At 62.1% G+C, this 22,243-nt stretch carries 21 protein-coding genes; 12 read left to right on the top strand and 9 right to left on the bottom strand.

All coding sequences use genetic code 11. The features are described from left to right. Positions 1-336 precede the first annotated feature (336 nt). The 4 genes from queC to tolB all read right to left on the bottom strand — a co-directional run bounded on the left by queC (position 337) and on the right by tolB (position 4,520). Positions 337-1,017, bottom strand: coding sequence for a 7-cyano-7-deazaguanine synthase QueC (gene queC, locus ACV4UY_RS10690; protein WP_491607602.1), 681 nt, complete (start codon positions 1,015-1,017; stop codon positions 337-339). Positions 1,018-1,019: 2 nt separating this feature from the next. After that, entirely contained in the window at positions 1,020-1,988 is a 969-nt protein-coding gene (gene ybgF / locus ACV4UY_RS10685; RefSeq protein WP_491607584.1) for a tol-pal system protein YbgF, read from the bottom strand. Between the two features lie 283 nt (positions 1,989-2,271). Then, complete coding sequence (gene pal / locus ACV4UY_RS10680) at positions 2,272-2,811, bottom strand: peptidoglycan-associated lipoprotein Pal (RefSeq protein WP_491607583.1); 540 nt, start codon at positions 2,809-2,811, stop codon at positions 2,272-2,274. A gap of 368 nt (positions 2,812-3,179) precedes the next feature. Further along, positions 3,180-4,520, bottom strand: coding sequence for a Tol-Pal system beta propeller repeat protein TolB (tolB, locus tag ACV4UY_RS10675; protein ID WP_491607582.1), 1,341 nt, complete (start codon positions 4,518-4,520; stop codon positions 3,180-3,182). Positions 4,521-4,598: 78 nt separating this feature from the next. Here tolB and ACV4UY_RS10670 point away from each other — a divergent pair, with 78 nt between their 5' ends. From ACV4UY_RS10670 to ACV4UY_RS10650, 5 genes are all read left to right on the top strand, one after another. After that, positions 4,599-5,435, top strand: coding sequence for a hypothetical protein (locus ACV4UY_RS10670; RefSeq protein ID WP_491607581.1), 837 nt, complete (start codon positions 4,599-4,601; stop codon positions 5,433-5,435). After that, positions 5,432-6,049 (top strand): hypothetical protein, encoded by a 618-nt coding sequence (locus ACV4UY_RS10665; RefSeq protein WP_491607580.1) that lies wholly within the window; start codon positions 5,432-5,434, stop codon positions 6,047-6,049. Before ACV4UY_RS10670 ends, ACV4UY_RS10665 begins: the two co-directional genes overlap by 4 nt. A gap of 105 nt (positions 6,050-6,154) precedes the next feature. Next, positions 6,155-7,078 carry a sulfite exporter TauE/SafE family protein gene (locus tag ACV4UY_RS10660; RefSeq protein ID WP_491607579.1) on the top strand — a complete coding sequence of 308 codons (924 nt, stop codon included), beginning with the start codon at positions 6,155-6,157 and terminating at the stop codon, positions 7,076-7,078. Between the two features lie 43 nt (positions 7,079-7,121). Further along, positions 7,122-7,550: a hypothetical protein gene (locus tag ACV4UY_RS10655; RefSeq protein WP_491607578.1), complete on the top strand. Its 429-nt coding sequence runs from the start codon at positions 7,122-7,124 to the stop codon at positions 7,548-7,550. Positions 7,551-7,632: 82 nt separating this feature from the next. After that, on the top strand, positions 7,633-8,490 hold the full coding sequence (locus ACV4UY_RS10650) for a universal stress protein (RefSeq protein WP_491607577.1): 858 nt from the start codon (positions 7,633-7,635) through the stop codon (positions 8,488-8,490). Between the two features lie 43 nt (positions 8,491-8,533). Here the strand turns inward: ACV4UY_RS10650 and ACV4UY_RS10645 are convergent, their stop codons facing one another. Continuing rightward, positions 8,534-9,553 (bottom strand): serine/threonine protein kinase, encoded by a 1,020-nt coding sequence (locus ACV4UY_RS10645; protein ID WP_491607576.1) that lies wholly within the window; start codon positions 9,551-9,553, stop codon positions 8,534-8,536. Between the two features lie 436 nt (positions 9,554-9,989). Further along, a complete protein-coding gene (locus ACV4UY_RS10640; protein ID WP_420903465.1) occupies positions 9,990-10,181 on the bottom strand; it encodes a hypothetical protein in 192 nt (63 codons plus the stop codon). 433 nt (positions 10,182-10,614) lie between these two features. Between ACV4UY_RS10640 and ACV4UY_RS10635 the strand changes: the two genes are divergently transcribed. From ACV4UY_RS10635 to ACV4UY_RS10625, 3 genes are all read left to right on the top strand, one after another. Continuing rightward, positions 10,615-11,574: a UDP-glucuronic acid decarboxylase family protein gene (locus tag ACV4UY_RS10635; protein ID WP_491607575.1), complete on the top strand. Its 960-nt coding sequence runs from the start codon at positions 10,615-10,617 to the stop codon at positions 11,572-11,574. Positions 11,575-11,740: 166 nt separating this feature from the next. Then, positions 11,741-12,526: a tryptophan synthase subunit alpha gene (trpA, locus tag ACV4UY_RS10630; RefSeq protein ID WP_491607574.1), complete on the top strand. Its 786-nt coding sequence runs from the start codon at positions 11,741-11,743 to the stop codon at positions 12,524-12,526. A 150-nt stretch (positions 12,527-12,676) separates the two neighbouring features. Next, positions 12,677-14,284: an electron transfer flavoprotein-ubiquinone oxidoreductase gene (locus ACV4UY_RS10625; protein ID WP_491607573.1), complete on the top strand. Its 1,608-nt coding sequence runs from the start codon at positions 12,677-12,679 to the stop codon at positions 14,282-14,284. A 71-nt stretch (positions 14,285-14,355) separates the two neighbouring features. Here ACV4UY_RS10625 and trpB read toward each other — a convergent pair whose 3' ends face one another. After that, positions 14,356-15,588, bottom strand: coding sequence for a tryptophan synthase subunit beta (trpB, locus tag ACV4UY_RS10620; protein WP_491607572.1), 1,233 nt, complete (start codon positions 15,586-15,588; stop codon positions 14,356-14,358). Between the two features lie 109 nt (positions 15,589-15,697). Between trpB and ACV4UY_RS10615 the strand changes: the two genes are divergently transcribed. Further along, the gene (locus tag ACV4UY_RS10615) at positions 15,698-16,399 is read left to right on the top strand and encodes a M48 family metallopeptidase (protein ID WP_491607571.1); all 702 of its coding nucleotides are present in this window, start codon (positions 15,698-15,700) and stop codon (positions 16,397-16,399) included. A 107-nt stretch (positions 16,400-16,506) separates the two neighbouring features. Here ACV4UY_RS10615 and rsmB read toward each other — a convergent pair whose 3' ends face one another. Continuing rightward, complete coding sequence (gene rsmB, locus ACV4UY_RS10610) at positions 16,507-17,892, bottom strand: 16S rRNA (cytosine(967)-C(5))-methyltransferase RsmB (protein ID WP_491607570.1); 1,386 nt, start codon at positions 17,890-17,892, stop codon at positions 16,507-16,509. A gap of 215 nt (positions 17,893-18,107) precedes the next feature. Continuing rightward, positions 18,108-19,589, bottom strand: coding sequence for a zinc-ribbon domain-containing protein (locus ACV4UY_RS10605; RefSeq protein WP_491607569.1), 1,482 nt, complete (start codon positions 19,587-19,589; stop codon positions 18,108-18,110). 317 nt (positions 19,590-19,906) lie between these two features. On the opposite strand from ACV4UY_RS10605, the gene ftsE reads away from it, so the two are divergent. From ftsE to gcvH, 3 genes are all read left to right on the top strand, one after another. Next, positions 19,907-20,596, top strand: coding sequence for a cell division ATP-binding protein FtsE (gene ftsE / locus ACV4UY_RS10600; protein ID WP_491607568.1), 690 nt, complete (start codon positions 19,907-19,909; stop codon positions 20,594-20,596). After that, complete coding sequence (ftsX, locus tag ACV4UY_RS10595; protein ID WP_491607567.1) at positions 20,593-21,570, top strand: permease-like cell division protein FtsX; 978 nt, start codon at positions 20,593-20,595, stop codon at positions 21,568-21,570. The genes ftsE and ftsX overlap by 4 nt, the downstream gene beginning before the upstream one ends. Before the next feature lie 177 nt (positions 21,571-21,747). Next, the gene (gene gcvH, locus ACV4UY_RS10590) at positions 21,748-22,152 is read left to right on the top strand and encodes a glycine cleavage system protein GcvH (RefSeq protein ID WP_491607566.1); all 405 of its coding nucleotides are present in this window, start codon (positions 21,748-21,750) and stop codon (positions 22,150-22,152) included. The last annotated feature ends 91 nt before the right edge of the window (positions 22,153-22,243 follow it).

Below are 22,243 nucleotides of genomic sequence, written 5' to 3'. Positions count from 1 at the left end.
TTTTTCGCAAAAGACGCGAAAAAACGCTTTTTTTGTAGAGCGCGCTCAAGTCAAAGGCATGCAAATAAAAGCCAGAATCACAGCAATCAGGTTCAGAATCGAAAAAAAGCCAGAATCACAAGCAATCAGGTTTAGAATCGAACAAAGGCCAGAATCACAGAAAACAGGTTCAGAATCGAAACAGATCAAGTCCAGAGTCGAAAAAAATCTGGTCTGGAGTCGAAAGTCATACAGTCAAAAGAATCAAAGGAAAAGTCGCGGGGCGCTGCCCCGCCCCCGCCGGGGACCTTCGGCCCCCCGTCCCCCGCAACAGTGGGAACACGATCCCACCACGCCCTAACTCTTGACATACCCAATCGGATCACGCGCCCCGGCAGTCTCGAAACCCGCCAACCGCAACCGACAGGCATCACACCGCCCACACGCCAACCCCTCCACGGTCGGATCGTAACAGGAACGGGTCAACGCGAAATCCACCCCCAACTCCAAACCCTTTCGCACGATCTCTGCCTTGGACAGATGCAACAACGGCGCACGAATGACAAACGACTGCCGGGTGACCCCCTCGCGGGTGGCCAGATTGGCCAGACGCTCAAAGGCCTCGACAAATACCGGACGACAATCGGGATAACCGGAATAATCAATGGCGTTGACGCCAATAAAAATCTCATGGGCCTGCAACGTCTCGGCCCAACCCAAAGCCAGGGAAAGGAAAATGGTGTTGCGGGCAGGCACATAAGTGGCGGGAATTCCCTCGCCGGACCCACCCTTGGCGGGCGTGAGCGCCGGATCGGTCAGAGCGGAACCGCCAATGCGATCCAAAGGCAGGTCGAGCACCAGCCAACGGGCTACCGGCAGCCGTGCGACGATCGCCTCGGCAGCGGCCAGCTCCTGCTGGTGGCGCTGTCCGTAACGAAAGGAGATCGGATAAAGCTCCCGCCCCAACGCATGGGCCGCATGCAGACACACGGCGGAATCCATCCCGCCGGATAGCAGAACAACAGCCCGCTCGACCAAGGTCAACGTCCCAGTTTCTGCTTGATCTGCGCCAGTCGCGGCTTGGCCAGGGAGGCGGACGGGGAGGTGGGGAAGTCCTTGACCAGCCGTTGCAGACTGGTGTTGGCGTTCTCCAGGTCGTTCAGCTCGTAGAACGAGAAGCCGATCTTGAGCAGACTGTCCGGCACCTTCGCGCTGTTCGGCCAACGCAACAGAACCTGGTTGAAGGCCATCAACGCCTCCGGAAACTGCCGCTGCACATAATGCAGCTCGCCGAGCCAGTACTGGGCGTTATCCGCCGTGCCATCCTTCGGATGGTTCTTCAAGAAGTTCTGGAAGCCGGTCTTGGCCGCGTCGTACTGCTTTTCCTTGAGCAACTGGAAAGCGGCTTCGTAGGCCTCCTTGGGATTGGAGGAGTTGGTGGCCTGGGTGGTGGCCGCCGATGGGGGCTTGGCGGGAGCCGCCGGAGCCGCCGCCGGAGCCGTGGGCGCGGGCTTGGCCGGAGCCGCCGCCGCAGGAGCCGGAGCCGCCGGAACGGGTGCCGCCGCCGCCGCGCTCGCGGATGGGGGGACCACGACCGGAGTCGGAGCCGCGGCCTGGGTCGCCGCCGGTTCCGTAACCGCCGGGGGTTGCACGCTGGCCGCCGCCTGGGCCTTGGCCTCGGCGTGCGAGACCTGCTCGATCCGCTCGTTGAGCTTTTTGCCGTCGTGACGCAGCTCCTCGACCGAACCTTGCAGCTGCCCGATCTGCTTCTCCAGAAGTGCCAGGCGATTGTTCAGATCGGCCAGGGCGTTGCGCTGATTCTGCTCCGACTGGTCCAGACGCGCGGCGACATCGCTGGCGCGCACCGGTTTGGGTGGCGGTTCGCCATCCGCCTCGGGCGGCGCGCCAAGACCGCCACAGCCGGCGATCAGGGAGAAGGTTCCACAAAGAATCATCAGGCGCGCGCGCCGGGCGAGGGCGCGACGAGATTCGGTCACCGCGATACGCATGGTCGTCCACACATCCGGTCGGTTGATGGCGTGATGGGGGGAAGTGTTTTACCTCTCACCCCCCAGGACGTGGAACACCCACAAGGCGTGCCACGCTGAAAAACGTGAGGGGAAGTTTACCTCTCACCCCCCAGGACGTGGAACACCCACAAGGCGTGCCACGCTGAAAAACGTGATTCGCTGCGAAGTCTGGATGGCGGCGGATCGTCCCATCCCGACGCCACCCCTTGGAACACCCTCACGGAGGTTCCAAGGGGGAGGCGATGAGAGCAACCTGACTGGATCAGGGGACCAGATCGGCGCGGCGATTCTTGCTCCAGGCCGCTTCGTTGTGTCCGTTCACCAGGGGACGCTCCTTGCCGTAGCTGACGGTCTTGATGCGGGAGGCATCCACGCCTTGGGAGATCAGATACTGCTTGGCGGCATCGGCGCGCTTTTGACCCAGGGCGAGGTTGTACTCGCGGGTGCCGCGCTCGTCGCAGTGACCCTCGACGGTGACGTTGCGCTTGCCGAGCCAACGGGCATTCTGGGCCAGGATATCGGCGGCAGACGAGTCGATGATCGAGGAGTTCAGGTCGAAATAGACCCGATGCTCGGGCTCGCCGCCCGCACCGCCGCGACCGGAGGGATCGTTCGGGCCGCCACGGCCATCGAGGTAGGCCGAGGAGCCGTCATGACGGCCCAGGGCGCGACCATCGTCGCCCGCCTTGCCGCCCGCGCCGTCGCCGCCTTGACCGTCCGCGCCGGGAACCGTGCCGCAGCCGGCCAGAAGGCCCAGGGAGAGCAGGGAGATGGCCAGAAAATGAGAACGCTTCGTGATCATGATTCGTCAATCCTTGTAGTACTGTGTTTGGGTGCGCGGCAGACCGCGTTGATGATCATACCTTGGCGACACGACCGATTCGCCGTCCCTGGAGGAATCCAGGGCGGAACTTCTCATGGGAGAGTATCGTTCAAATTGCGATAATCGTGCAAGGTGTGATCGTTTGTAAACGAAAAAAAGGTGATGAAGCAGAACATTTGGATAAAGCAGCATGCATACCAGATTTGATAAAGAATTGATCATGCAGGATTTTAATCGGAATTTCAAACGCATGCGCCAAGCGCGCACGACAAAAGCCTGACGCAGATCGCCAGGACCGGGGCGTCATGCCGACATTCCGGTCCTGGCGCGTCCGATCGGGCCTGGAATCAGCGCAGCAGCGGCGACCAGGAGGGGTCCGAGGCCCGGATATCGGCCTCCATCGGAACGATGCGTTCGTTTTGTCCGGTCAGATCGATGGTATAGAGCTTCGACCCCTTGCCTTGCACCTCGCGGGTGAAGGCGATGACGCGTCCGTTGGGCGCCCATGCCGGGGACTCGTCCATCCAGGAGCTGGTCAAGGTTCGTTCCTGATTACCCTGGGGATTGACCACCGAGATGCCGAAACCACCGCCACCCCCCTTGACGAAGGCGATCAGATCGCCGCGCGGGGACCAGGAAGGGGCGGCGTTGTAGTTGCCCGCGAAGGTGATGCGGGTTTGGTTCGAGCCGTCGGCGTTCATGGTATAGATCTGCGGCGAGCCACCCCGATCGGAATTGAAGACGATGCGCCGTCCATCCGGCGACCAGGAGGGGGAGGTGTCGATGCCCGGATTTTGCGTCAGGCGAGTCAAGGTGCCGGAACCCAGATCCTTGACGTAGATTTCCGCGTTGCCGTCCTTGTTGAGGGTCATGGCCATTTTCGAGCCGTCCGGCGCCCAGGAGGGCGCGCTGTTGAGCCCCGGATAGTCCCCTTCCGGATAGGTCTTGCCGGTGTACAGCTCGCGGCGATAGATGCGCGGCTCGCCGGAGACGTAGGAGACGAAGAAGATGGTTTCGCCACTCGGGGAGAAGCGCGGGGTGAGCACCAGGGAGCGCCCTTCGGTCAGATCGGTGCGGTTGAGACCGTCCTGGTCCATGATCGACAGCCACTTTTTGTCACCCCGTTCGGCCACGAAGACGATCCGCGAGCTGAAGTAGCCCGATTCCCCGGTCAAACGGGAGTAGATCTCATCGGCGATGCGATGGGCCACCAGGTGCCACTCCGGCTTCGGGGCGGAAAAGCGTTGACCCTTGCCCACCGGGGCGCCGCGATAGACATCGTGCAGAAAGAAATCCGCGTTCACCTGGCCGCCGGAGTCGATCACCGCGCCGGACACCACCGCCTCGGCGCCGTTCTTGCGCCAGTCGGAGAAGTTCGGTCCATCTTTCCACAACGAGGCGGAATCCTGAAGGAATCCCTTGCGATCCAGGATCTGGAACAGTCCGGAGCGCTCCAGGTCCGAGGCGATCACATCCGCGATGCGATTGCCCATGGCCGCCGAGGGGTTCACCGAACCATCCGGATTGGTGTCGAGGAATTTTGGAATCGCGATCGGCATGGGTTGCAGGCCACCCTTGGAGATGTCGATCTGTAGCCCGGCCCGCGCCATGCCGGGAAGGCACAGCACGAGAAGCGACACCAGAAGAAGATACGGAAAGGAGAGACCCTTATGGGTGGCACGGTTCATGGCGGCAAGATACCCGTCTTGTTCAAGTGGCGATAAGAGGTTGTTTGGCAAATGCCAAACAGCCGACGCGGGCCATGAATGGCCCGCCAGATTGCGCGGCAGTTTGAGAAGCATGAATCGATTTTTTCGATTCGTGCAGGTTCGGTGATTTCCATTCATGGAATCACCAAACAGTCTCTAAGGTTTTGTAACGATTCAGAACCCCTGCTATTGCAGGGATCCGGGGACGGCAAGATCCCCGGCTTGAGTTCGGAAACGGAGTTTTCCGAGGTTTGGCTTTTGACGTTGTTTTTTAAACCGCACCCATCACGGGATGCGTCGTTCCATGATCAAGGGTCCAGGGGGATTATCCTCCTGGTGGGATCCAAGGGCAAAGCCCTTGGGACTTATGCTTTTGACTTGAGCGCGCTCTTCTCAAAGAAGCATTTTTCGCCTCATTTTGCGAAAAATGCGCCGCGCGCAGCCTTCGCGAGCTTCAGTTTCCGCTTTTTGGAAACGAAGCTCGTATTTTGCACGGTGGCCTTGCGGGAAACGACGCATCTCAAAATAGACAGCGGTTTAATGGATTACCATAACACGATTTCCGCGCCAAGCCCAACATTTTTTACCGTGGAACGCCCGAAAGGGGGGGCACGGTCGGGGGGTGAGGGGGTTCTCCCCCCATCAGGCCCGTTTTTCGGGCCATGTTTGCGTGAACGTTTTGTCAACGACGCAAAACGTTCACGCAAACATGGCTACGCACAGCGTTTTTTTGCAAAAGGCGCGAAAGAACGCTTTTTCGTCGGGCGCGCCAAAGGCAAAATTTTAAACCGCACCCATCACGGGATGCGTCGTTCCATGATCAAGGGTCCAGGGGGATTATCCTCCTGGTGGGATCCAAGGGCAAAGCCCTTGGGACTTATGCTTTTGACTTGAGCGCGCTCTTCTCAAAGAAGCATTTTTCGCCTCATTTTGCGAAAAATGCGCCGCGCGCAGCCTTCGCGAGCTTCAGTTTCCGCTTTTTGGAAACGAAGCTCGTATTTTGCACGGTGGCCTTGCGGGAAACGACGCATCTCAAAATAGACAGCGGTTTAATGGATTACCATAACACGATTTCCGCGCCAAGCCCAACATTTTTTACCGTGGAACGCCCGAAAGGGGGGGCACGGTCGGGGGGTGAGGGGGTTCTCCCCCCATCAGGCCCGTTTTTCGGGCCATGTTTGCGTGAACGTTTTGTCAACGACGCAAAACGTTCACGCAAACATGGCTACGCACAGCGTTTTTTTGCAAAAGGCGCGAAAGAACGCTTTTTCGTCGGGCGCGCCAAAGGCAAAAAGCTAACGTCAAAACCTCGGAGGCGCTGCCTCCGAACCGCCGCCGGGGACCGAGCCGGTCCCCGGATCCCTGCGATCATGGGGGAGCATGAACGGTTGCGAATTTTTTACAATTCAATAACATGTCAATTCCAAGTGCATGATGTTGAGATATTATTTTTTATTCACCACGATTCGCGAGAAATGACCATTGCAAATTTCAACAATAGACTCTAGCATATTAGAGTATCAATGCAAACTGATGCACCTGATCCCACCTCTCTAGCGACCATCGAAACGCCCATGAATTCACAAAAATTGCGCTGGAATCAAGGAGCATGGATGCTGGGCCTCGCCGGTCTGCTGATTCTCATGGCCACGGATGGCTTTGCCGCGGAGAGTGCCGCCACCAGCGCGGCCACCACCCCCTGGTGGGTGTGGGCGGCGGCCTTGTTCGTCACCTCCTTTCTGCTCGGCATCGTTGCCGTGCTCGGCGGGGTGGGCGGCGGGGTGCTGTTCGTGCCGATCGTCGGCGGCTTTTTCTTCCCCTTCCATCTCGATTTCGTGCGCGGCGCCGGTCTGCTGGTCGCCCTGGCCGGAGCCCTGGCCGCCGGCCCCGGCCTGCTCAAAAGCGGCATGGCCAACCTGCGCCTGGCCATGCCACTCGCCTTGATCGCCTCGGCCTCCGCCATCGTCGGCGCCATGATGGGACTCGCCCTGCCCACCAACGTCGTCCAGACCGCTCTCGGCGCCACCATCCTCGGCATCGTGGCCTTGATGTGGACCGCCAAGAAGTCCGAACAACCCGATGTTCCCAAGGCCGATTCCCTCTCCAGCGCCCTGGAAATCCACGGCATCTACTTCGACGCGGCCAAAAACCAGGAGATCGACTGGAAGGTCCATCGCACCCCGATCGGACTCTTCATGTTCGTCATCATCGGCATCATGGCCGGCATGTTCGGATTGGGCGCGGGATGGGCCAATGTCCCGGTGCTCAACCTCCTGATGGGCGCCCCCCTCAAGGTGTCGGTGGCCACCAGCAAGTTCATGCTCTCCATCGTCGATACCTCGGCGGCCTGGGTCTATCTCAACAAGGGCGCCGTTCTGGCCCTCATTGCCGTCCCTTCCATCCTGGGGATCATGCTCGGTTCCCTGGTCGGCGTCCGGCTGCTGCGCAAGGCCAACGCCTCGATGGTGCGCAAGGTGGTGATCGGCATGCTGCTCCTGGCCGGCTCCCGCGCCTTGATGAAGGGCCTGGGCTTTTGATCGAACCCATCCACACTCCGGATTGATTGAGGATACCCACGCCATGGCCGACTACACCCCTGACCCGAAATACGCTTCCGAGGAGCAGGTGGCCTATGCCTCGATCCTGGATCTCGGCTGGAAGATCGGCTTCGTCCTGATGGTGATCTTCTTTGGACTCTACGTCTTCGGGGTGCTCCCCTCCCACGTCTCCATGGAACAGCTTGCCCAATACTGGGTGCTGCCCGCCGATCAGTATCTCAAGGCGGTCAACGGTCCCACCGGTTGGGATTGGGTTGCCCTGATTCACCGGGGGGACTACATCAACTACATCGGCATCGCGATCCTGGCCGGCATCACCGTGGTCTGCTACGCTAAGGTTCTGCCCCTGTTCCTGAAAAAAGGGGAGAAGGTCTATTCGGCCATCATGATCGCCGAAATCCTGGTGCTGGTGCTGGCCGCTTCGGGCATCCTCGGCGGCGGGGCCCACTGATCCATCCGGGTGCGGATCCCGCTTTCGGCCCTTCCGGAAGCGGCGCGCATCCCCAACACCTTCCAAGCGAGGCCCGATCCTCATGAGCGAAATGCGCCCCCTGCTGCCCACCGGTCGCTTCTCCCACATCCTGGTCGCCACGGAGTGCTCGGAGTACTCCCGCAGCGCGGTGGCGTTGGCCGTGGAACTCGCCCAGCTCTTCTCCGGTCGTATCACCGCGATGCACATGCTCTTTTCCAATCCCGAGTTCGAATCCATCGCCCTGGAACAGCTCCGGACCCAGGAACTCAACGCCGCCCGCTCCACGGGCGAGATGAAAAAGTGGGTCGAGAGTCAAGGGGTGGCCTGCAACGTCGAAATTCGTCGCGGGGTTCATCCCCACCGCGAGATCATCGACGCGGCCAATGCCTGCGACGCGGATCTGGTGGTCATGGGACGGCGTGGACGGCGTGGACTGGCCCGCTGGATGGTCGGTGATGCCACCGCCCGCGTGGTGGCCGAGGCCCCCTGCAAGGTGTTGGTGGTGCCGCGTGGCGCCACCTTGTGGCGCAAGACCATTTTGTTGGCAACCGATGGCTCACGCTACAGCGAACGGGCCGGCGTGGTGGCGACCATTCTGGCCAGGCAGAGCGGCATTCCGCTGCGTGTGGTGTCGGTGGTGGAGAGCAAGGGAAACCAGAAACGGATGGCCTTGGCCACCGAGGCGGTGGATCGGGTGATCGAGCATGCCAGAAGTCAAGAGGTGGCGGTCACCGGTGAAGTGCTCGAAAGCCATCCCCCGGCGGATGCCCTCGCTGCCGAGGCCCTCCGCGTCGGCGCCGATCTGGTGGTCAGCGGCAGTCATGGTCGTACCGGCATCGAACGGGTCTTTCTCGGCAGCGTGGTGGAACGGTTGATCGGCAAGGTCTCCTGTCCGGTTCTGGCCATCAAGGGGGGGTGAGGGGGTTCTCCCCCCATCCTGCCAGTTATACCAAGGCCCCGCCTCAGTAATCGCCCCGATACGCCATCGGATTCCACTCCAAGGGTGGCTCCTGCATGAGCAGTACCTGCTCCCGCAACGAAAGAATGTGATTGTCCCAGTAACGCGGAGCGTCGAACCAGGGAAAGGCGCGCGGAAACGCCGGGTCATCCCATCGCCGGGCAATCCAGGCGGCATAGTGGATCATCCGCAACGTGCGCAAGGCCTCGATCAGATGCACCTCGCGCGGGTTGAAATCGTGAAACTTCCGATAGCCTCGCAACAGGGCGGCCAATTGGGTACCCTGCTCATTCCGATCACCCGACAGACACATCCAGAGATCCTGGATGGCCGGTCCCATGCGTGCATCGTCGAAATCCACGAACAACGGTCCATGCTCGGTCCAGAGAATGTTGCCAGAGTGACAATCCCCATGCAGGCGGATCAGACGCACCTCGCCGGCCAGGGCGAAACAACGGCGGATGCGCTGCAACAACTCTTTGATCAAGGCGTCGTAGGTGGCGCGCAAATCCAACGGAATGAACTTCGAGGCCATCAGGAAGCGATGCGGCTCCTCGCCGAAACTCTCCACATCCAATGTGGGACGGGCCACGAAGGAACGGGTCGCGCCCAAGGCGTGAATCCGTCCCAGGGCCAGGCCCAACCGTTCGAGATGGTCGAGGTTTTCCAGATCCGGCGCGCGACCTCCACGGCTCGGATAGAGGGCATACCGAAATCCCCGCCAGGCGTGCAGGGTTGCATCCCCGGAATCGGGCAGGGGAGATACCACCGGGATTTCCAGATCCGCCAGCTGGCGGGTGAAGTGATGCTCCTCGAGGATGGCCTCGCGACTCCAGCGACCCTTGCGGTAGAATTTCACCACCAGGGCGCCACCTCCTTCCAGACCGACCTGATAGACCCGGTTCTCGAAGCTGTTGAGCGCCAACAACCGGCCATCGCAACGCGCTCCAAGCTGTTCCGTGGCCTGGAGGATCACCTCTGGGCTGAGATTCTTGTATGGGGTTTTGTTCGGGGTTCCAGCCATGTGATGTCTGCATCCGTGCGGTCGATCGAGTGGGGCCGGGACCAGCCAGAGCATGCGCAAGGAGCCGATTTCCGCCCCTGCGGGGAGTGCCGAGGATGGGACCGGAGAGCGGTTCTCCCCAGGTCATGCCCTGTCAGGTCGCAACGCGGATTATGAGCCAGCCGGGCGCGCTTGGGAAGGGATGTGCGTGAAATTTTCCCCCGGCCCTTGCCGTTGGACTCCCGCAAGGGGAGGGGGCCGGCATGCACGGTGGTGGCAACGCTTTCGTGTCGTCAGGTGGGAGGGATGTTTCGGATGGGTGGCGCGGAAGAGGGATGAAGCCTGGGGTGGCGTGTGGACGCTCATCCCGGTCGCATGACCGACCGGGATGGATGGACATTTCGGCTCAAAAGCTGAAGGGCGCCCTGAACTCGAAACCGGGTGATCAACCGGGCGATTACTCCTGCCAGACCGGATGCACGACTGCCGTGATCTGGAAATCCCGGCTTTCCTGGCCGATCTTGCCGGTCAGACCGGCGTGGTGGTCGCGGATTTTGTAGTTTTCGCGTCCATCGGAGAGGATATACCAGCTTTTCCGGGTTTTGGCAGCATTCTCGCGGGCCGCGACAACGGCTTCATTGTAGGTCATGGCGGTTCCTCGATGAGTTAAGACGTTCATTTTGTATTCTTTGGTGTTACTGGTTTTTGGGTTTGCAAGATTTTTCAGCTAGCCAAGAGGCGATTCCCATGGCATGCTTGACGATGGGTTTGTGACTTTGCCACTTGGGGAGCGACCAATTTTTAACGATTGTCAGTGGTTGCGGGAAGAGCGGCTGCTTGGCGATCTCAAGGATGCGTTAACAGGTCTCCCCGTCAGGCAAACGGCATTCTGCCTCGAATGGACGAGGAGTTCAAGGGAAAATTTGATTTTTTTTCTTATTTGTTTTTCAAGGATTTTTTTATTCATGATCCCTATTGATCATTCCGATCGCCTGATCGGAGTGCGGAGGTTTTTTTCTTGATTCACAAGGGGTCTGGATTGGTTTTTCAGGGTATGAGGTTTTCGTGACTGGGGAGCTGAAATGAGCAGATTTTCCGGAAAAAGGGTCTTGGTAACCGGCGGTGCGGGTTTTCTCGGATCGCATTTGTGTGAGCATCTTCTGGCCGAGGGTGCGGATGTATTGTGCGTGGACAATTTTTTTACCGGCAACAAAAGGAATATTCTCGCTCTATTGGATCATCCCTTTTTTGAATTGCTGCGTCACGATGTAACCTTTCCGCTGTATGTCGAGGTGGACGAGATTTTCAATCTGGCTTGTCCGGCCTCGCCGATCCATTATCAATTCGATCCGGTGCAAACCACCAAGACGAGCGTGCATGGGGCGATCAACATGCTGGGTTTGGCCAAGCGGGTACGGGCCAAGATCATGCAGGCATCGACGAGCGAGGTGTATGGGGATCCACAGGTTCATCCGCAACGAGAGGATTACTGGGGCCATGTGAATCCCATCGGACCACGATCCTGCTACGACGAGGGCAAACGCTGCGCGGAGACGTTGTTTTTCGACTATCATCGTCAGCATCGGTTGCGCATCAAAGTGGCGCGGATCTTCAACACCTATGGTCCGCGCATGCATCCCAACGATGGTCGGGTGGTATCGAATTTCGTGGTGCAGGCGTTGCGCGGGGATCCGATCACGGTGTACGGAGACGGCACGCAGACGCGTTCGTTCTGCTATGTCGATGACATGGTGGAGGGTTTTCTGCGGTTGATGTGTTCCGGGGACGACTTTCTCGGGCCGGTGAATCTCGGCAATCCCGGCGAGTTCACGATGTTGGAGTTGGCGAGCAAGGTGGTGGAGCTGACCGGTTCCCGATCGTCGATCGTGTTCGCGCCGTTGCCCACCGACGATCCCAGGCAGCGTCAACCGGACATCGGGTTGGCCCGGGAGCGGTTGGACTGGCAGCCAACGGTGGTTCTGGATGAGGGGTTGCGAAGGACGATCGACTATTTCGATCAGGTGTTGTCAGGTGAAAAATGAACGCTGCGACGGGAGCCGCTGGAATCGACGCCGCGCGGTACATCCGCGCGGTGTGGCGGGCAGCCCGTTGAGCGGGAGTTCGATAGGGTTCATAATGGCTTCATGAGGTTCTGGAAGATCCTGGACCCGGATTTCGATTCAACACCGTTGTCAGGAGTTGCCACGCATGTCCTTGGAACCGTTTATCCGTCATCGTCTGGCCGAGCGACAAGCGCTCGGAGAGGCGCCGATTCTGCTCATGTCCCATCTGGTGCTGGGTCATCCCTCCCTGGACGAGAACCGGCGCGTGATCGATGCCATGGCCGGGGCGGGTGTCGAGTTGATGGAGTTGCAGATTCCCTTTTCCGAGCCGATCGCCGATGGTCCGGTGATCGCCCAGGCCAATCAGCTCTCCCTGGATGCCGGCTTTCGCGTCGCCGATGGTCTGGCGTTCGCCCGTGAAATGGTCCGGCGTCATCCGGGCGTGGCTTTTCTGATCATGACCTATGCCAACATTCTCATGGCCTACGGGGTGGAACGGTTCATGCGCGCCGCCGCCGAAATGGGGATGCGCGGGTTGATCATTCCCGACTGGCCGCCCCAGGTGGCGGGGGAACCGATGGGGCTGTGCGCGGAGATGGGCCTGGACTGGGTGCAGCTGTTCACCCCCACCTCGACGGACGAGCGGTTGGGGTATATCGGCGGCCTGGCGCGCGGATTCTGTTACTGCGTGGCGCGCAAGGGGGTCACCGGCGCGCATACCGATTTCAATGCGGATCTGACCCAATTCCTCTCCCGCTGTCGTCAGGTGACCGGGGTGCCGTTGGCGGTGGGTTTCGGAGTCGGCACGCCCGCCGACGTGGCGGCCTTGCGTGGACAGGCGGAGATCGCGGTGGTGGGCACGGCGGCGATGCGGATTCATGCCGAACAGGGCGCCGAGGCGGTGGGGGCCTTTTTCCGTGGTTTGAGATAGGGGGCGCGTGATGCCCAACCGATGGGGACTCCAGGCCCCGATCCGTGCGAATTCGTGACACCTCGAAGGCACTGCCTCCGCACCTGAGCCGGAAATTTCGCACTCCCCAGGCCCCCAGCACGCGTAAACCGCCGCCGCGCACCGCCCTCCATGACCGAATCCTCCCACGATGTGCTGATCGTCGGCGCCGGTCCGGCGGGCCTGGCCGCCGCGCTGCACCTGAAACGACATCACCCTGATCTCACCATCGCGCTTCTGGAGAAGTCAGTCCGCATCGGCGCGCATCTGCTCTCCGGCGCCCTCCTGGACCCTTGCGACCTCCTCACTCTGCTGAGCCCCGAGGAGATCGCCACGGCACCCCTGGGACCGGAGGTCACCCACGAAACCCTGCTCCATCTGACACGCCACCACGCCATCCCCCTGCCGCACGGCTGGTCCCATCGCGGCTGTCGCATGCTCGCCCTGGGGAGCTTCTGCCGCTGGCTGGCTGGCCTGGCGGAAAAGGCCGGGGTGGAGATCTATCCCGGATTCGCCGCCCGGGAGCTTTTGTGGGAGGGGGAGCGTCTGCGCGGCATCCGGACCGGCGATCAGGGGGTGAATGGCCGGGGCGAACCCGGACCCGGCTTCGAGCCCGGCCTGGCGATGCACGCTCCGGTCACCATCCTGGCCGAGGGGTGCCGGGGGCATCTGACCGGACAAGCGATCCGGAAACTCGACCTCAAGCGCGGTCGCCCGCCCCAGACCCATGGCCTGGGTTTCAAGGAACTTTGGGAGATCCCGACCGATCGGATCGCCGTGGGGGTGGTGCATACCCTCGGCTGGCCGCTGGCCGGATCCCAACACGGCGGCGGGTTCCTCTATCCGGTCGCACCCGGACGGCTGGCCATCGGTTGGGTGGTCGGGCTGGACTACCGGGATCCCTGGTTCGACCCGTTCGTGGCCTTTCAGCAGTGGAAAAACCATCCGCGCATCCGCGCCCGGCTCGCCCAGGGCCAACCGCTCGCCTTCGGTGCCCGCACGCTGGTGGAGGGAGGTTGGCAGTGCCTGCCGCGTCTGGAGTTCGATGGGGGGGTGCTGATCGGGGATGCGGCGGGATTTTTGGATGCCGCCCGCCTCAAGGGGATCGGCAACGCCATCCGATCCGGGGTGGCCGCCGCGGAAGGGGTGGTCGCGGCCTTTGAAACGGGGGATTTCACCGCCGCCGGACTGCGCGGATATCCGGATCGGGTCGAGGCATCGTCCTGGATGGCAAGACTCAAGGAGGTGCGCAACGTGCGACCGGGATTTCGTGCCGGTTGGCTCCCCGGACTGGTCAATGCCGCCTGGGAACGGTTCAGCCGGGGCCGCTCCCCCTGGAGCTGGCGCTGGTCCGTCTCCGATCGGGCCCGCTTGCGGGAGGTGACGCCAGATCGATCACCCCTGACCATGCCCGCGCCGGCACCCTGGATCCTCGACCGTTCCACGGCGCTCGCCTTGAGTGCCATCCGCCATCGTCACGATCAGCCATGCCATCTGCGGGTGCGGGATCCGGAGCTGCTCTCGAACGCGGGGCGAACGCGCTTCGCCCATCCCGAAACCCGTTATTGTCCCGCCGGGGTCTATGAGGCGAGGTATCTGCCCGAGGTGGAACGGACCGTGACGCGCATCCGTGCGGAACGGTGTCTGCACTGCAAGTGCTGCGACATCAAGGATCCGTTGGACACCCTCGTCTGGACCCCGCCCGAGGGGGGAAGCGGTCCGGATCATGGGGCGATGTAGCGTACGATTCGTCCCGCGATCGCCACCAGCCCGGCAAGCGCTGGATCCAACCTCTGGGCATCGTGTCCCCTTCACGCCTCTCTGGCCGCGTATTGCGCCGCCTTCTGGCGGATGAACTGCCGCCAACCCGGATCATCCAGGGCATCGGCAATGGTGAAGATGTCCTTGTCACCCCGCCCGGAGAGATTGATGATCACGATCGCATCCTCGGGGAGAGTGGGCAGCTCCTTCAACGCCTGGGCCACGGCATGGCTGGATTCAAGTGCCGGGATCAACCCCTCGGCACGCATCAACCCCTGCAACGCGGCAACCACCTCGTGATCGGTGGCCGCCTCGAAACGCACCCGACCGGTCTGGTGCAAATGGGCCAGGATCGGCGACACCCCGACGTAATCCAACCCCGCGGCCACGGAGTGGGTGTCGAGCATCTGGCCGTCGCCGTTCTGGAGAAAGAAGGTCTTGTATCCCTGCGCCATGCCGACGGTGCCGGATCCCGAGGCCAACCGTGCGGCATGGCGACCGGTTTCGACCCCCAGACCGCCCGCCTCGACACCCACCAGCTTCACCTCCGGATGGTCGAGAAATCCCTGGAAGATCCCCATGGCATTGGAACCACCCCCCACGCAGGCATACACATGGGTGGGCAGACGCCCTTCGGCGGCCAGGATCTGCGCCTTGGCCTCGGTGCCGATGATCGACTGGAACCAGGAGACCATGGCCGGAAACGGATGGGCGCCACAGGCGGTGCCGAGCAGATAGTGGGTGTCGTCCATGCTGGCCACCCAGTCGCGCATCGCCTCGTTGACCGCGTCCTTGAGGGTTTTGGAACCGGAATGGACCGGAACCACCCGCGCGCCGAGCCGTTCCATCCAGAAGACGTTGGAACGCTGTCGCTCCACATCCTCGGCCCCCATGTAGATCACGCATTCGTATCCCATGCGCGCGGCCATGGTGGCGGTGGCCATGCCATGTTGTCCGGCGCCGGTTTCGGCGATGACCCGCCGCTTGCCCATGCGTTTGACCAGCAACCCCTGACCCATGACGTTGTTGGCCTTGTGGGCGCCGGTCTGGTTGAGATCCTCGCGCTTGATGTAGACCCGGCGACCGTATCGGGCCGAGAGGTTTTCCGCGAAGGTCAAGGGGGTGGGGCGCCCGGAGTAGTTTTCCATCAGGCGGACGTAGCTGTTCCAGAACGCCGGATCGGCGCGTGCCTCCTCATAGGCCGCGGTGAGGCGGCGAAAGGTCTCGTGGAGGATCTCCGGGATGAAGGCACCGCCGAAGTCGCCAAAGTAACCGGTTTCCATGTTTGTTTCCCAAAGGTTCGGATCGCCAGGATTATCCGGATGACGTATCCGGATGTGGCGGGTACTATAGCGGTTCGTTTCCGCTTGAGAAAGTGCCACGAGGAAAAAAATGACCACGACCATCCATCAGGTGCGACTGTCGGAGCTGACCGTGCGTTATGCGTTGGTTCGCCATCCGCTGCGCAAGCGGCTGGCGTTGCGCGTCACGGCGGAAGGGGCGATCGAGGCGCGGGCGCCGATGCGCATGAGTCAGGCCACGGTGGAGCGGTTTCTGCGCGATCAGGCGGCCTGGTTGACCGAACAGCTGGCGCGCTGCCGATCGCACCCTCCGATCCGTCCGGTGCTGGCCGATGGCGTCTTGATCCCGCTGCTCGACGAGCGCCTGGTGTTGCGCGTCGCCGGAGAGGGGATCACCCGCACCCGACGGGTGGGAGACGAACTGTGGCTTCCCGTTCCGCTCTCCGCGGATGGGCTGGAGCTGGCCCTGGAGCGGTGGTATCGCCGTCGCGCCGCGGAATACCTGCCGGAACGGCTGGCCCACTGGGCCACCCGCATGGGGGTCACCTGGCGGACGGTGACGATTCGCGGTCAGACCGGTCGCTGGGGGAGTTGCTCGAGTCGCGGCGCCATCAACCTCAACTGGCGCCTGATGCGTCTGCCCGTCCGGCTGGTGGATTACGTGCTGGTGCACGAACTCTGTCACCGCTTCGAGATGAACCACTCCCCGGCCTTCTGGGAGCGCGTCGCCGCCGTGCTGCCGGATTGGTCGCATCCGCGGCGTGAGCTGCGGAGGTACCCGATCGCGGGTTGAGTGTTTGGTTCTGCCCTGGGATCCCACCAGGGGCCATGGGCCCTTGGACCCCGACAAATGTAGGGGGCCTGAATCCTGACCAGGACAAATCGGATCAACCCGTTCTGTCATGCGCTGACCAAAGCCTGTTCGCGCCGCAGGCGGGCGATGAAAAAGCCGTCCATGTCGTGCAGGGCCGGCTCGAAACGGAGATCCCCTTCAGGCGTCAGGGCCGAGGCGGGCAGATCGGGGGTGTCGGGCGGGATCGGCACGCGTTGCCAGTCGGGATGGCGCGTCAGAAAGGCATCGATCTGCTCGCTCCCCTCTTCCGGCTCCAGGGAGCAGACCGCGTAGACCAGCAGCCCGCCCGGAAGCAGCCGTGCGGCACACGCCTCCAGGATCCGTTTCTGCGTCCCGGCCATGGCTGCCGGATCCCCGGCCTGGCGGCGCCAGCGGATCTCCGGATGACGCCGGATCACCCCGGTCGCCGAGCAGGGCAGATCCGCGAGAATCTTGTGAAACCGCCGTCCTTCCAGAAGCGTCGTCTCCGCGGCATCCCCGGGGAGGATCTCCACCCCGTCAATCCCCAACCGGGTCAGATTCTCCCGCAGGGTCCGCAACCGTCCCGGGTGCTCATCGACCGCGCAGATCCGTGCCTGGTTTTGCGTCAGGGCGGCCAGATGGGCGGTTTTGCCCCCTGGCGCGGCGCAGAGGTCCAGGATCGCCTCGTCCGGGCGGGGATCGAGCAGTCGGGCGGGCCATTGGGCGGCGCCATCCTGCACCAGAAACCACCCTTGTGCGTAGCCGGGCAGCGCTTCGATCGCCGGGGATTCCGTCACGATCACCCCTTCGGGCGCGTGGGGATGGGGTCTGCCGTGTGCGCCGAGAGCGGCCAGCAGGCGCGGTCGGTCGGTTGCCAGGGTGTTGACGCGCAACGTGAGTGGTCCGGCGTGTTGATTGGCCGCCAGGCGCGCGCGGGTGGTGGTCTCGCCTGCGTTTGCCAGCCAGCGGGACACCAGCCAGGTGGGATGGGAGAATTCGATCGCCAGTTGGTTCAGTGGATCGGTCCGGGAGGTTGGGATCGCTTTGGGATCGACTTGTGTCGCCGCGCGCAGAACGGCATTGGTGAAGCCGGCCAGGGGGCGATCCGGGGAGGTTTTGATCAGGGTGACCGCTTCGTCGATGGCGGCATGGGGTGGCACGCGCAGGAAGTGGATCTGATAGAGCGCGGTGCGCAGGACCGCTCGGGTCAGGTGTTTGTTGGCTGCCAGGGGGCGGGTGAGGCAGAGGTTCAGGATGGCGTCGAGCAGACTGAGATTGCGCAGGGTACCGGCAGCGATCTCCAGGGCGAAGTGGCGATCGCGGGGTGGGAGTTGGGAGAGTTGCGATTCGTCGAGGCGCAGGGCCAAGCCATCGCGGCAGACCCGTTGCACCGCCAGGGCGGCCAGACGGCGGGCGGTGATCGGGTGGGTGTTTCGGGATGTTTGGGAGGGTGTGATCGATGCGGTGGTCATGGGGGCCGTGGAGCGCAGATCCCCACTGTTGCGGGGATGACATGGGGATCGAGCCGGTTTGGTGACGGCCTTGCGAGGGCCAGACTCTGGATGGCGGGATTCACGGACAATCAACGGAAGGAGGGGCCGACAGGAATCCGGATCCAGAATGAAGACGACTCGGCACGGTCACGGGATGACGATCACCCCGTGGCCGGGTCCAATGCATGGATTCATCATGATTTCCTGTCGTTCGGCGCGGTCTTTTCCTTGTCCGGCAGGGCCTTTTCCCTGGTGATCATCCCCTTGCCATCGGGCAACAGCAACTGCAAACGGAAACGGACGCTCTCCGGAGGCGGCTTGACGAACAGAATCTGATAGGCGGCGGTCTGGCCCGGCATCATTTTGCTGACCTTCAGACGCTTCTCCTCGCTTTGCAGGCCGGCCATGGTGCGCAAGGCCGCCTCGCTGCTCTCGTCCAGGGACTTGTCGTCCACCACCCGACCCACATACCCCAATGCCGAGGTCAACTCCTTGCCCTCGGCATCCAGCAACACCACCCGGATCGCCGGCACATGTTTGACCAGGCGGCTGGTGTTGGCCATCTCACCGGAGACCAGCAGCACCATGCCATACGGATAACGACGCCACTCACCCTGGGCAGAGTGGAAACGGTAGTCGCTGAACAGATCGAAGCGCTTGTAGGTCCACCAGTCGGTCTGGGCGAGCAGACCCACGCCGAGGGCGATCAACAGAAACACCGACAGGAACCAGAGCCGACGCGCGCCCGGTCCCCCTCCGGACACGGGCTCCTCGACCGTCTCCTCCTCGACGGTATCATCGACCAGATTGGGTTCCACTTTCACGAAAGTCTCCTTCTTCGGCTCCGGCTTGACCGGCGCGGGTGGCGGCGGTGGAGGTGGCGGAGGCGGTGGCGGCGGTGGCGGCGGTGGGGGTGGCGGAGGTGGTGCTTGCTTTTCTCGTGCCAGTCTTGCAAGTTCCAACTCCCTGGCCGTGGGTTTGCCCAGGGCCAGTCTTCCCAACGACCCGACGACGGTTTCGGCGTCATCATCCACATCATCGACCGGAGGAGGGGGTGGTGGTGACGCGACGCGCGCCGGAGCGACCGGTGGCGGCGGTGGCGGCGGTGGCGGTAACGCCTCCTCCTCTTCCAGCTCCTCTTCCGGCTCGGCTTGGAGATAGGTGTCGATCAGACCGCTCCGGGCAGGCGCCGACTCCTCTTCCATGTCGCCGGCGAGATCTCCCATCAACCCACCGAAGGCTTCATCCGCGGAGATCTCCTGGGCGACCGGTTGCGCCTCGCGGGTGGTGGCATCCGCGTCGGAGGGGCCAAAGGCATCCATCACCGGGATGTCGCCAAACTCATCCAGATTGATATCCTCCTCTTCGATGATCTCTTCCGGTTCGGGCGGCTCCTCTTCGCCGGAGTCGGCTCCCTCCTGAAAGAAGCGGGACGACTCCTCGGCGGGCAACTGCCTGAAATGTTCGGTCTGGTGGCCTGTCGCGTTTTTCGAGACGACGCCTCCGGCACGCGCATCCGACCCGCGCACCGTTTCGCCCTTGGCGTCGCGACTCTTGGGCGGCGGCTGAAAGAAGACCGCCTGACATTGGGAACACTTCAGCTTGCGTCCCGAAGGACGCAGGATTTCGTCATCGACGTCGAATTGCGCGCGACAACTTTCACATTGAACGATCACGTTTCGACTCCACGATCGGAAAGCCGCCAGACAAGATAGCACGATCCTACTATACGGAATTCTCGCGTGCGAAACAACGCAACCCGGTCAACATATTGCCTGAACCCGCGGGATGGGATGAGAATCCTCTCCGGGAACCCGTTCGAGGCGGTCCGCAAGGTGTGGGAGCGCGTGACAAAGAGATCCCCTCTCCAGTCATCCGCTTGGGCGGTCTGCGTGGACAACCAGAGCTTTGGATTTAACGAAACGGACTTGTGATCCGACCTGGGAAACGATACCATGAAAAATGACTGCCAATCCATCGTGTTCACGGTGCCATGATCCAATTCCACAACGTCACGCTGCGCTATCCCACCGGTCACGAGGCCTTGAAACGGATCTCCTTCCGGCTGCCCAGGGGATCGTTTCACTTTTTGACCGGTCACTCGGGCGCTGGCAAGAGTTCGGTGCTGCGCCTGATCTACCGGGCCGCGTTTCCCTCGGAGGGATCGGTGCTGGTGGATGGTCGCGACGTGGCACGCCTGACCCGCGGTCAACTGCCGGCGCTGCGTCGCGGGATTGGGGTGATTTTCCAGGACTTCAAGCTCCTCTACGACCGGTCGGTCTTCGACAACGTGGCCCTGGCCATGGAGGTGGCCGGTCACGAGCCGGCACGCATTCCCGGACAGGTGCGCCGGGCATTGCAGAATGTCGGCCTGCTGGAACGGATGCATCAAAATCCCATCACCCTCTCGGGCGGTGAACAACAACGCCTGGCCATCGCCCGCGCCACGGTGAACCGTCCACCCCTGGTGATCGCCGATGAGCCGACCGGCAACCTCGACAAGGAGATCGGACGTCACATCATGGCGCTGTTCGAGGGGCTGCATCGGCAGGGAACCACGGTTCTGGTGGCGACGCATGATCTGGATCTGGCCGCCGAACTCGCCCATCCCCGCCTGGACATGCGCGATGGCGCCCTGTTGCACACCGCGCCGCAACCCATTTCCGATGAGGATGCCGCATGATCCGGCCCTCTCCCCATTCCGGCGACGCGGGATCACCCCCTGGCGCGCCGGCCCGGATGCCCCCAAGGGGATATGGCCTGTTCGCGCGGATCTTCCATGCGCGTGCCATGAAGCAGGCGTGGCGTCCGTTTGCCGAGCGCTCGCTCTCCCACTGGACCACCAGTCTGGTCATTGCCCTGGCCTTGACCATTCATGGTCTGTTTTCGTTGTTGCTGGTCAACGCCAACCTCGCCTTGACCCACTGGGAAGATGACAATCTGGTGACGGTGTTCATGCGTCGCGGGGTGGAGCGTGAGCAACTGATCCAGGTGGGCAAGCTGATCAAGGGGCACCCGGGTGTCGCGGAGATGACCATCATCACCCCCAAGGAGGCGGTGACACGACTCAAAACCATGCTCGGCGACGAGGGCGCCCTGCTTGATGAGCTGGATGAAAATCCCCTTCCCTATTCGCTGGAGTTCCGCATGGTCCGCTCCGTTCCCGCCCAGACCGAATCCCTGGCCAAGGAGATCGGCGCCATGCCGGGTGTGGAGTCGATCTCCCATGACCAGCAGTGGGCCGAACGTCTTGCCGCGTTGATTCGTGCGATCCGTTTTCTGGGCAACGCGATTTCGCTTTTGTTGCTGCTGGCCGTGGGACTGATCGTCTCCAACACGATCAAGCTTACCATCATCGCCCGCCGTGACGAGATGGAGATCATGCGCTTCCTGGGTGCGGACGATGCGTTCATCCGGGCACCCTTCATCTACGAGGGGTTGTTGCAGGGGATCCTGGGCGCGTGTGGCGCCCTGTTGTTCACGAGCGCGCTCCATTTGGGGGCGCGGGGGGCGATTCTGGAGATCGGGCAGAGCTTCGGCATGACCGTGCAATGGGCCTTTCTGCCCTGGACGCAGCTGTTGCTGATCGTGCTGATCGGGGCGATACTGGGCCTGGCGGGCGCGATTCTCTCGGTGTCGCGTTTTCTGGATGTCTGAGTCTGGCGTTTTTTGGCGCGGCTCCGAATCAAGGATTGCCTTTGGCCGAGGAATCGGACCATAATTGTTTTTTCTACCGTGGAACGCCCGTCAGGGAGGTCCACGGTCGGGGGTGAGGGGTTTTTTCCCCATCATGCCAGTTTACACGATTCGAACCCATGACGAGGATGGAACGCCATGTCAGAGATTGGAGAGATTCCACGGGATTTGCGTTACAGTCGGGAACACGAATGGGCGCGTGTTCTGGACTCCGAAGTGGAGGTGGGCATCACCGCCTACGCGGCTCACGCCTTGGGAGATGTGGTGTTCGTGGAGCTGCCGAAGGTCGGAGCCCGTCTGGAGCAGGGCAAACCGTTCGGCGTGGTGGAGTCGGTCAAGTCGGTCTCCGACCTCTTCGCGCCGGTGAACGGCACGGTGAGCGCGATCAACTCGGCGTTGGAATCCGCGCCCGAGCGGGTCAACGAGGCCCCCTATGCCGAGGGATGGATGATCCGTCTGCGTCCGGATCAACCCGATACGGTGAACGGGATGCTCTCCGCGGACGACTACCGGACGATGCTGGAGAGCGACAGCCACGGATGACCCGATCCGGCCAAGAAGGGGTGCGTGCGCAACCCGTTCAGGGCAATTGCATTTCAAAATTGAGCGAGCAGGGTTGCAAGAAAATCGTTAT

This window comes from Candidatus Magnetaquiglobus sp. (genome assembly GCF_058402785.1).
Note: the sequence above shows the minus strand (reverse complement) of the source record. Positions and strands in the feature narration are given on the sequence as shown.

Excerpts from the sequence above, each read along its gene's own strand:
- ybgF (WP_491607584.1), bottom strand. The coding sequence starts at position 1,988 with ATGCGTATCGCGGTGACCGAATCTCGTCGCGCCCTCGCCCGGCGCGCG.
- pal (WP_491607583.1), bottom strand. The coding sequence starts at position 2,811 with ATGATCACGAAGCGTTCTCATTTTCTGGCCATCTCCCTGCTCTCCCTG.
- tolB (WP_491607582.1), bottom strand. The coding sequence starts at position 4,520 with ATGAACCGTGCCACCCATAAGGGTCTCTCCTTTCCGTATCTTCTTCTG.
- ACV4UY_RS10670 (WP_491607581.1), top strand. The coding sequence starts at position 4,599 with ATGGCCCGCCAGATTGCGCGGCAGTTTGAGAAGCATGAATCGATTTTT.
- ACV4UY_RS10660 (WP_491607579.1), top strand. The coding sequence starts at position 6,155 with ATGCTGGGCCTCGCCGGTCTGCTGATTCTCATGGCCACGGATGGCTTT.
- ACV4UY_RS10655 (WP_491607578.1), top strand. The coding sequence starts at position 7,122 with ATGGCCGACTACACCCCTGACCCGAAATACGCTTCCGAGGAGCAGGTG.
- ACV4UY_RS10650 (WP_491607577.1), top strand. The coding sequence starts at position 7,633 with ATGAGCGAAATGCGCCCCCTGCTGCCCACCGGTCGCTTCTCCCACATC.
- ACV4UY_RS10645 (WP_491607576.1), bottom strand. The coding sequence starts at position 9,553 with ATGGCTGGAACCCCGAACAAAACCCCATACAAGAATCTCAGCCCAGAG.
- ACV4UY_RS10640 (WP_420903465.1), bottom strand. The coding sequence starts at position 10,181 with ATGACCTACAATGAAGCCGTTGTCGCGGCCCGCGAGAATGCTGCCAAA.
- ACV4UY_RS10635 (WP_491607575.1), top strand. The coding sequence starts at position 10,615 with ATGAGCAGATTTTCCGGAAAAAGGGTCTTGGTAACCGGCGGTGCGGGT.
- trpA (WP_491607574.1), top strand. The coding sequence starts at position 11,741 with ATGTCCTTGGAACCGTTTATCCGTCATCGTCTGGCCGAGCGACAAGCG.
- ACV4UY_RS10625 (WP_491607573.1), top strand. The coding sequence starts at position 12,677 with ATGACCGAATCCTCCCACGATGTGCTGATCGTCGGCGCCGGTCCGGCG.
- trpB (WP_491607572.1), bottom strand. The coding sequence starts at position 15,588 with ATGGAAACCGGTTACTTTGGCGACTTCGGCGGTGCCTTCATCCCGGAG.
- ACV4UY_RS10615 (WP_491607571.1), top strand. The coding sequence starts at position 15,698 with ATGACCACGACCATCCATCAGGTGCGACTGTCGGAGCTGACCGTGCGT.
- rsmB (WP_491607570.1), bottom strand. The coding sequence starts at position 17,892 with ATGACCACCGCATCGATCACACCCTCCCAAACATCCCGAAACACCCAC.
- ftsE (WP_491607568.1), top strand. The coding sequence starts at position 19,907 with ATGATCCAATTCCACAACGTCACGCTGCGCTATCCCACCGGTCACGAG.
- ftsX (WP_491607567.1), top strand. The coding sequence starts at position 20,593 with ATGATCCGGCCCTCTCCCCATTCCGGCGACGCGGGATCACCCCCTGGC.
- gcvH (WP_491607566.1), top strand. The coding sequence starts at position 21,748 with ATGTCAGAGATTGGAGAGATTCCACGGGATTTGCGTTACAGTCGGGAA.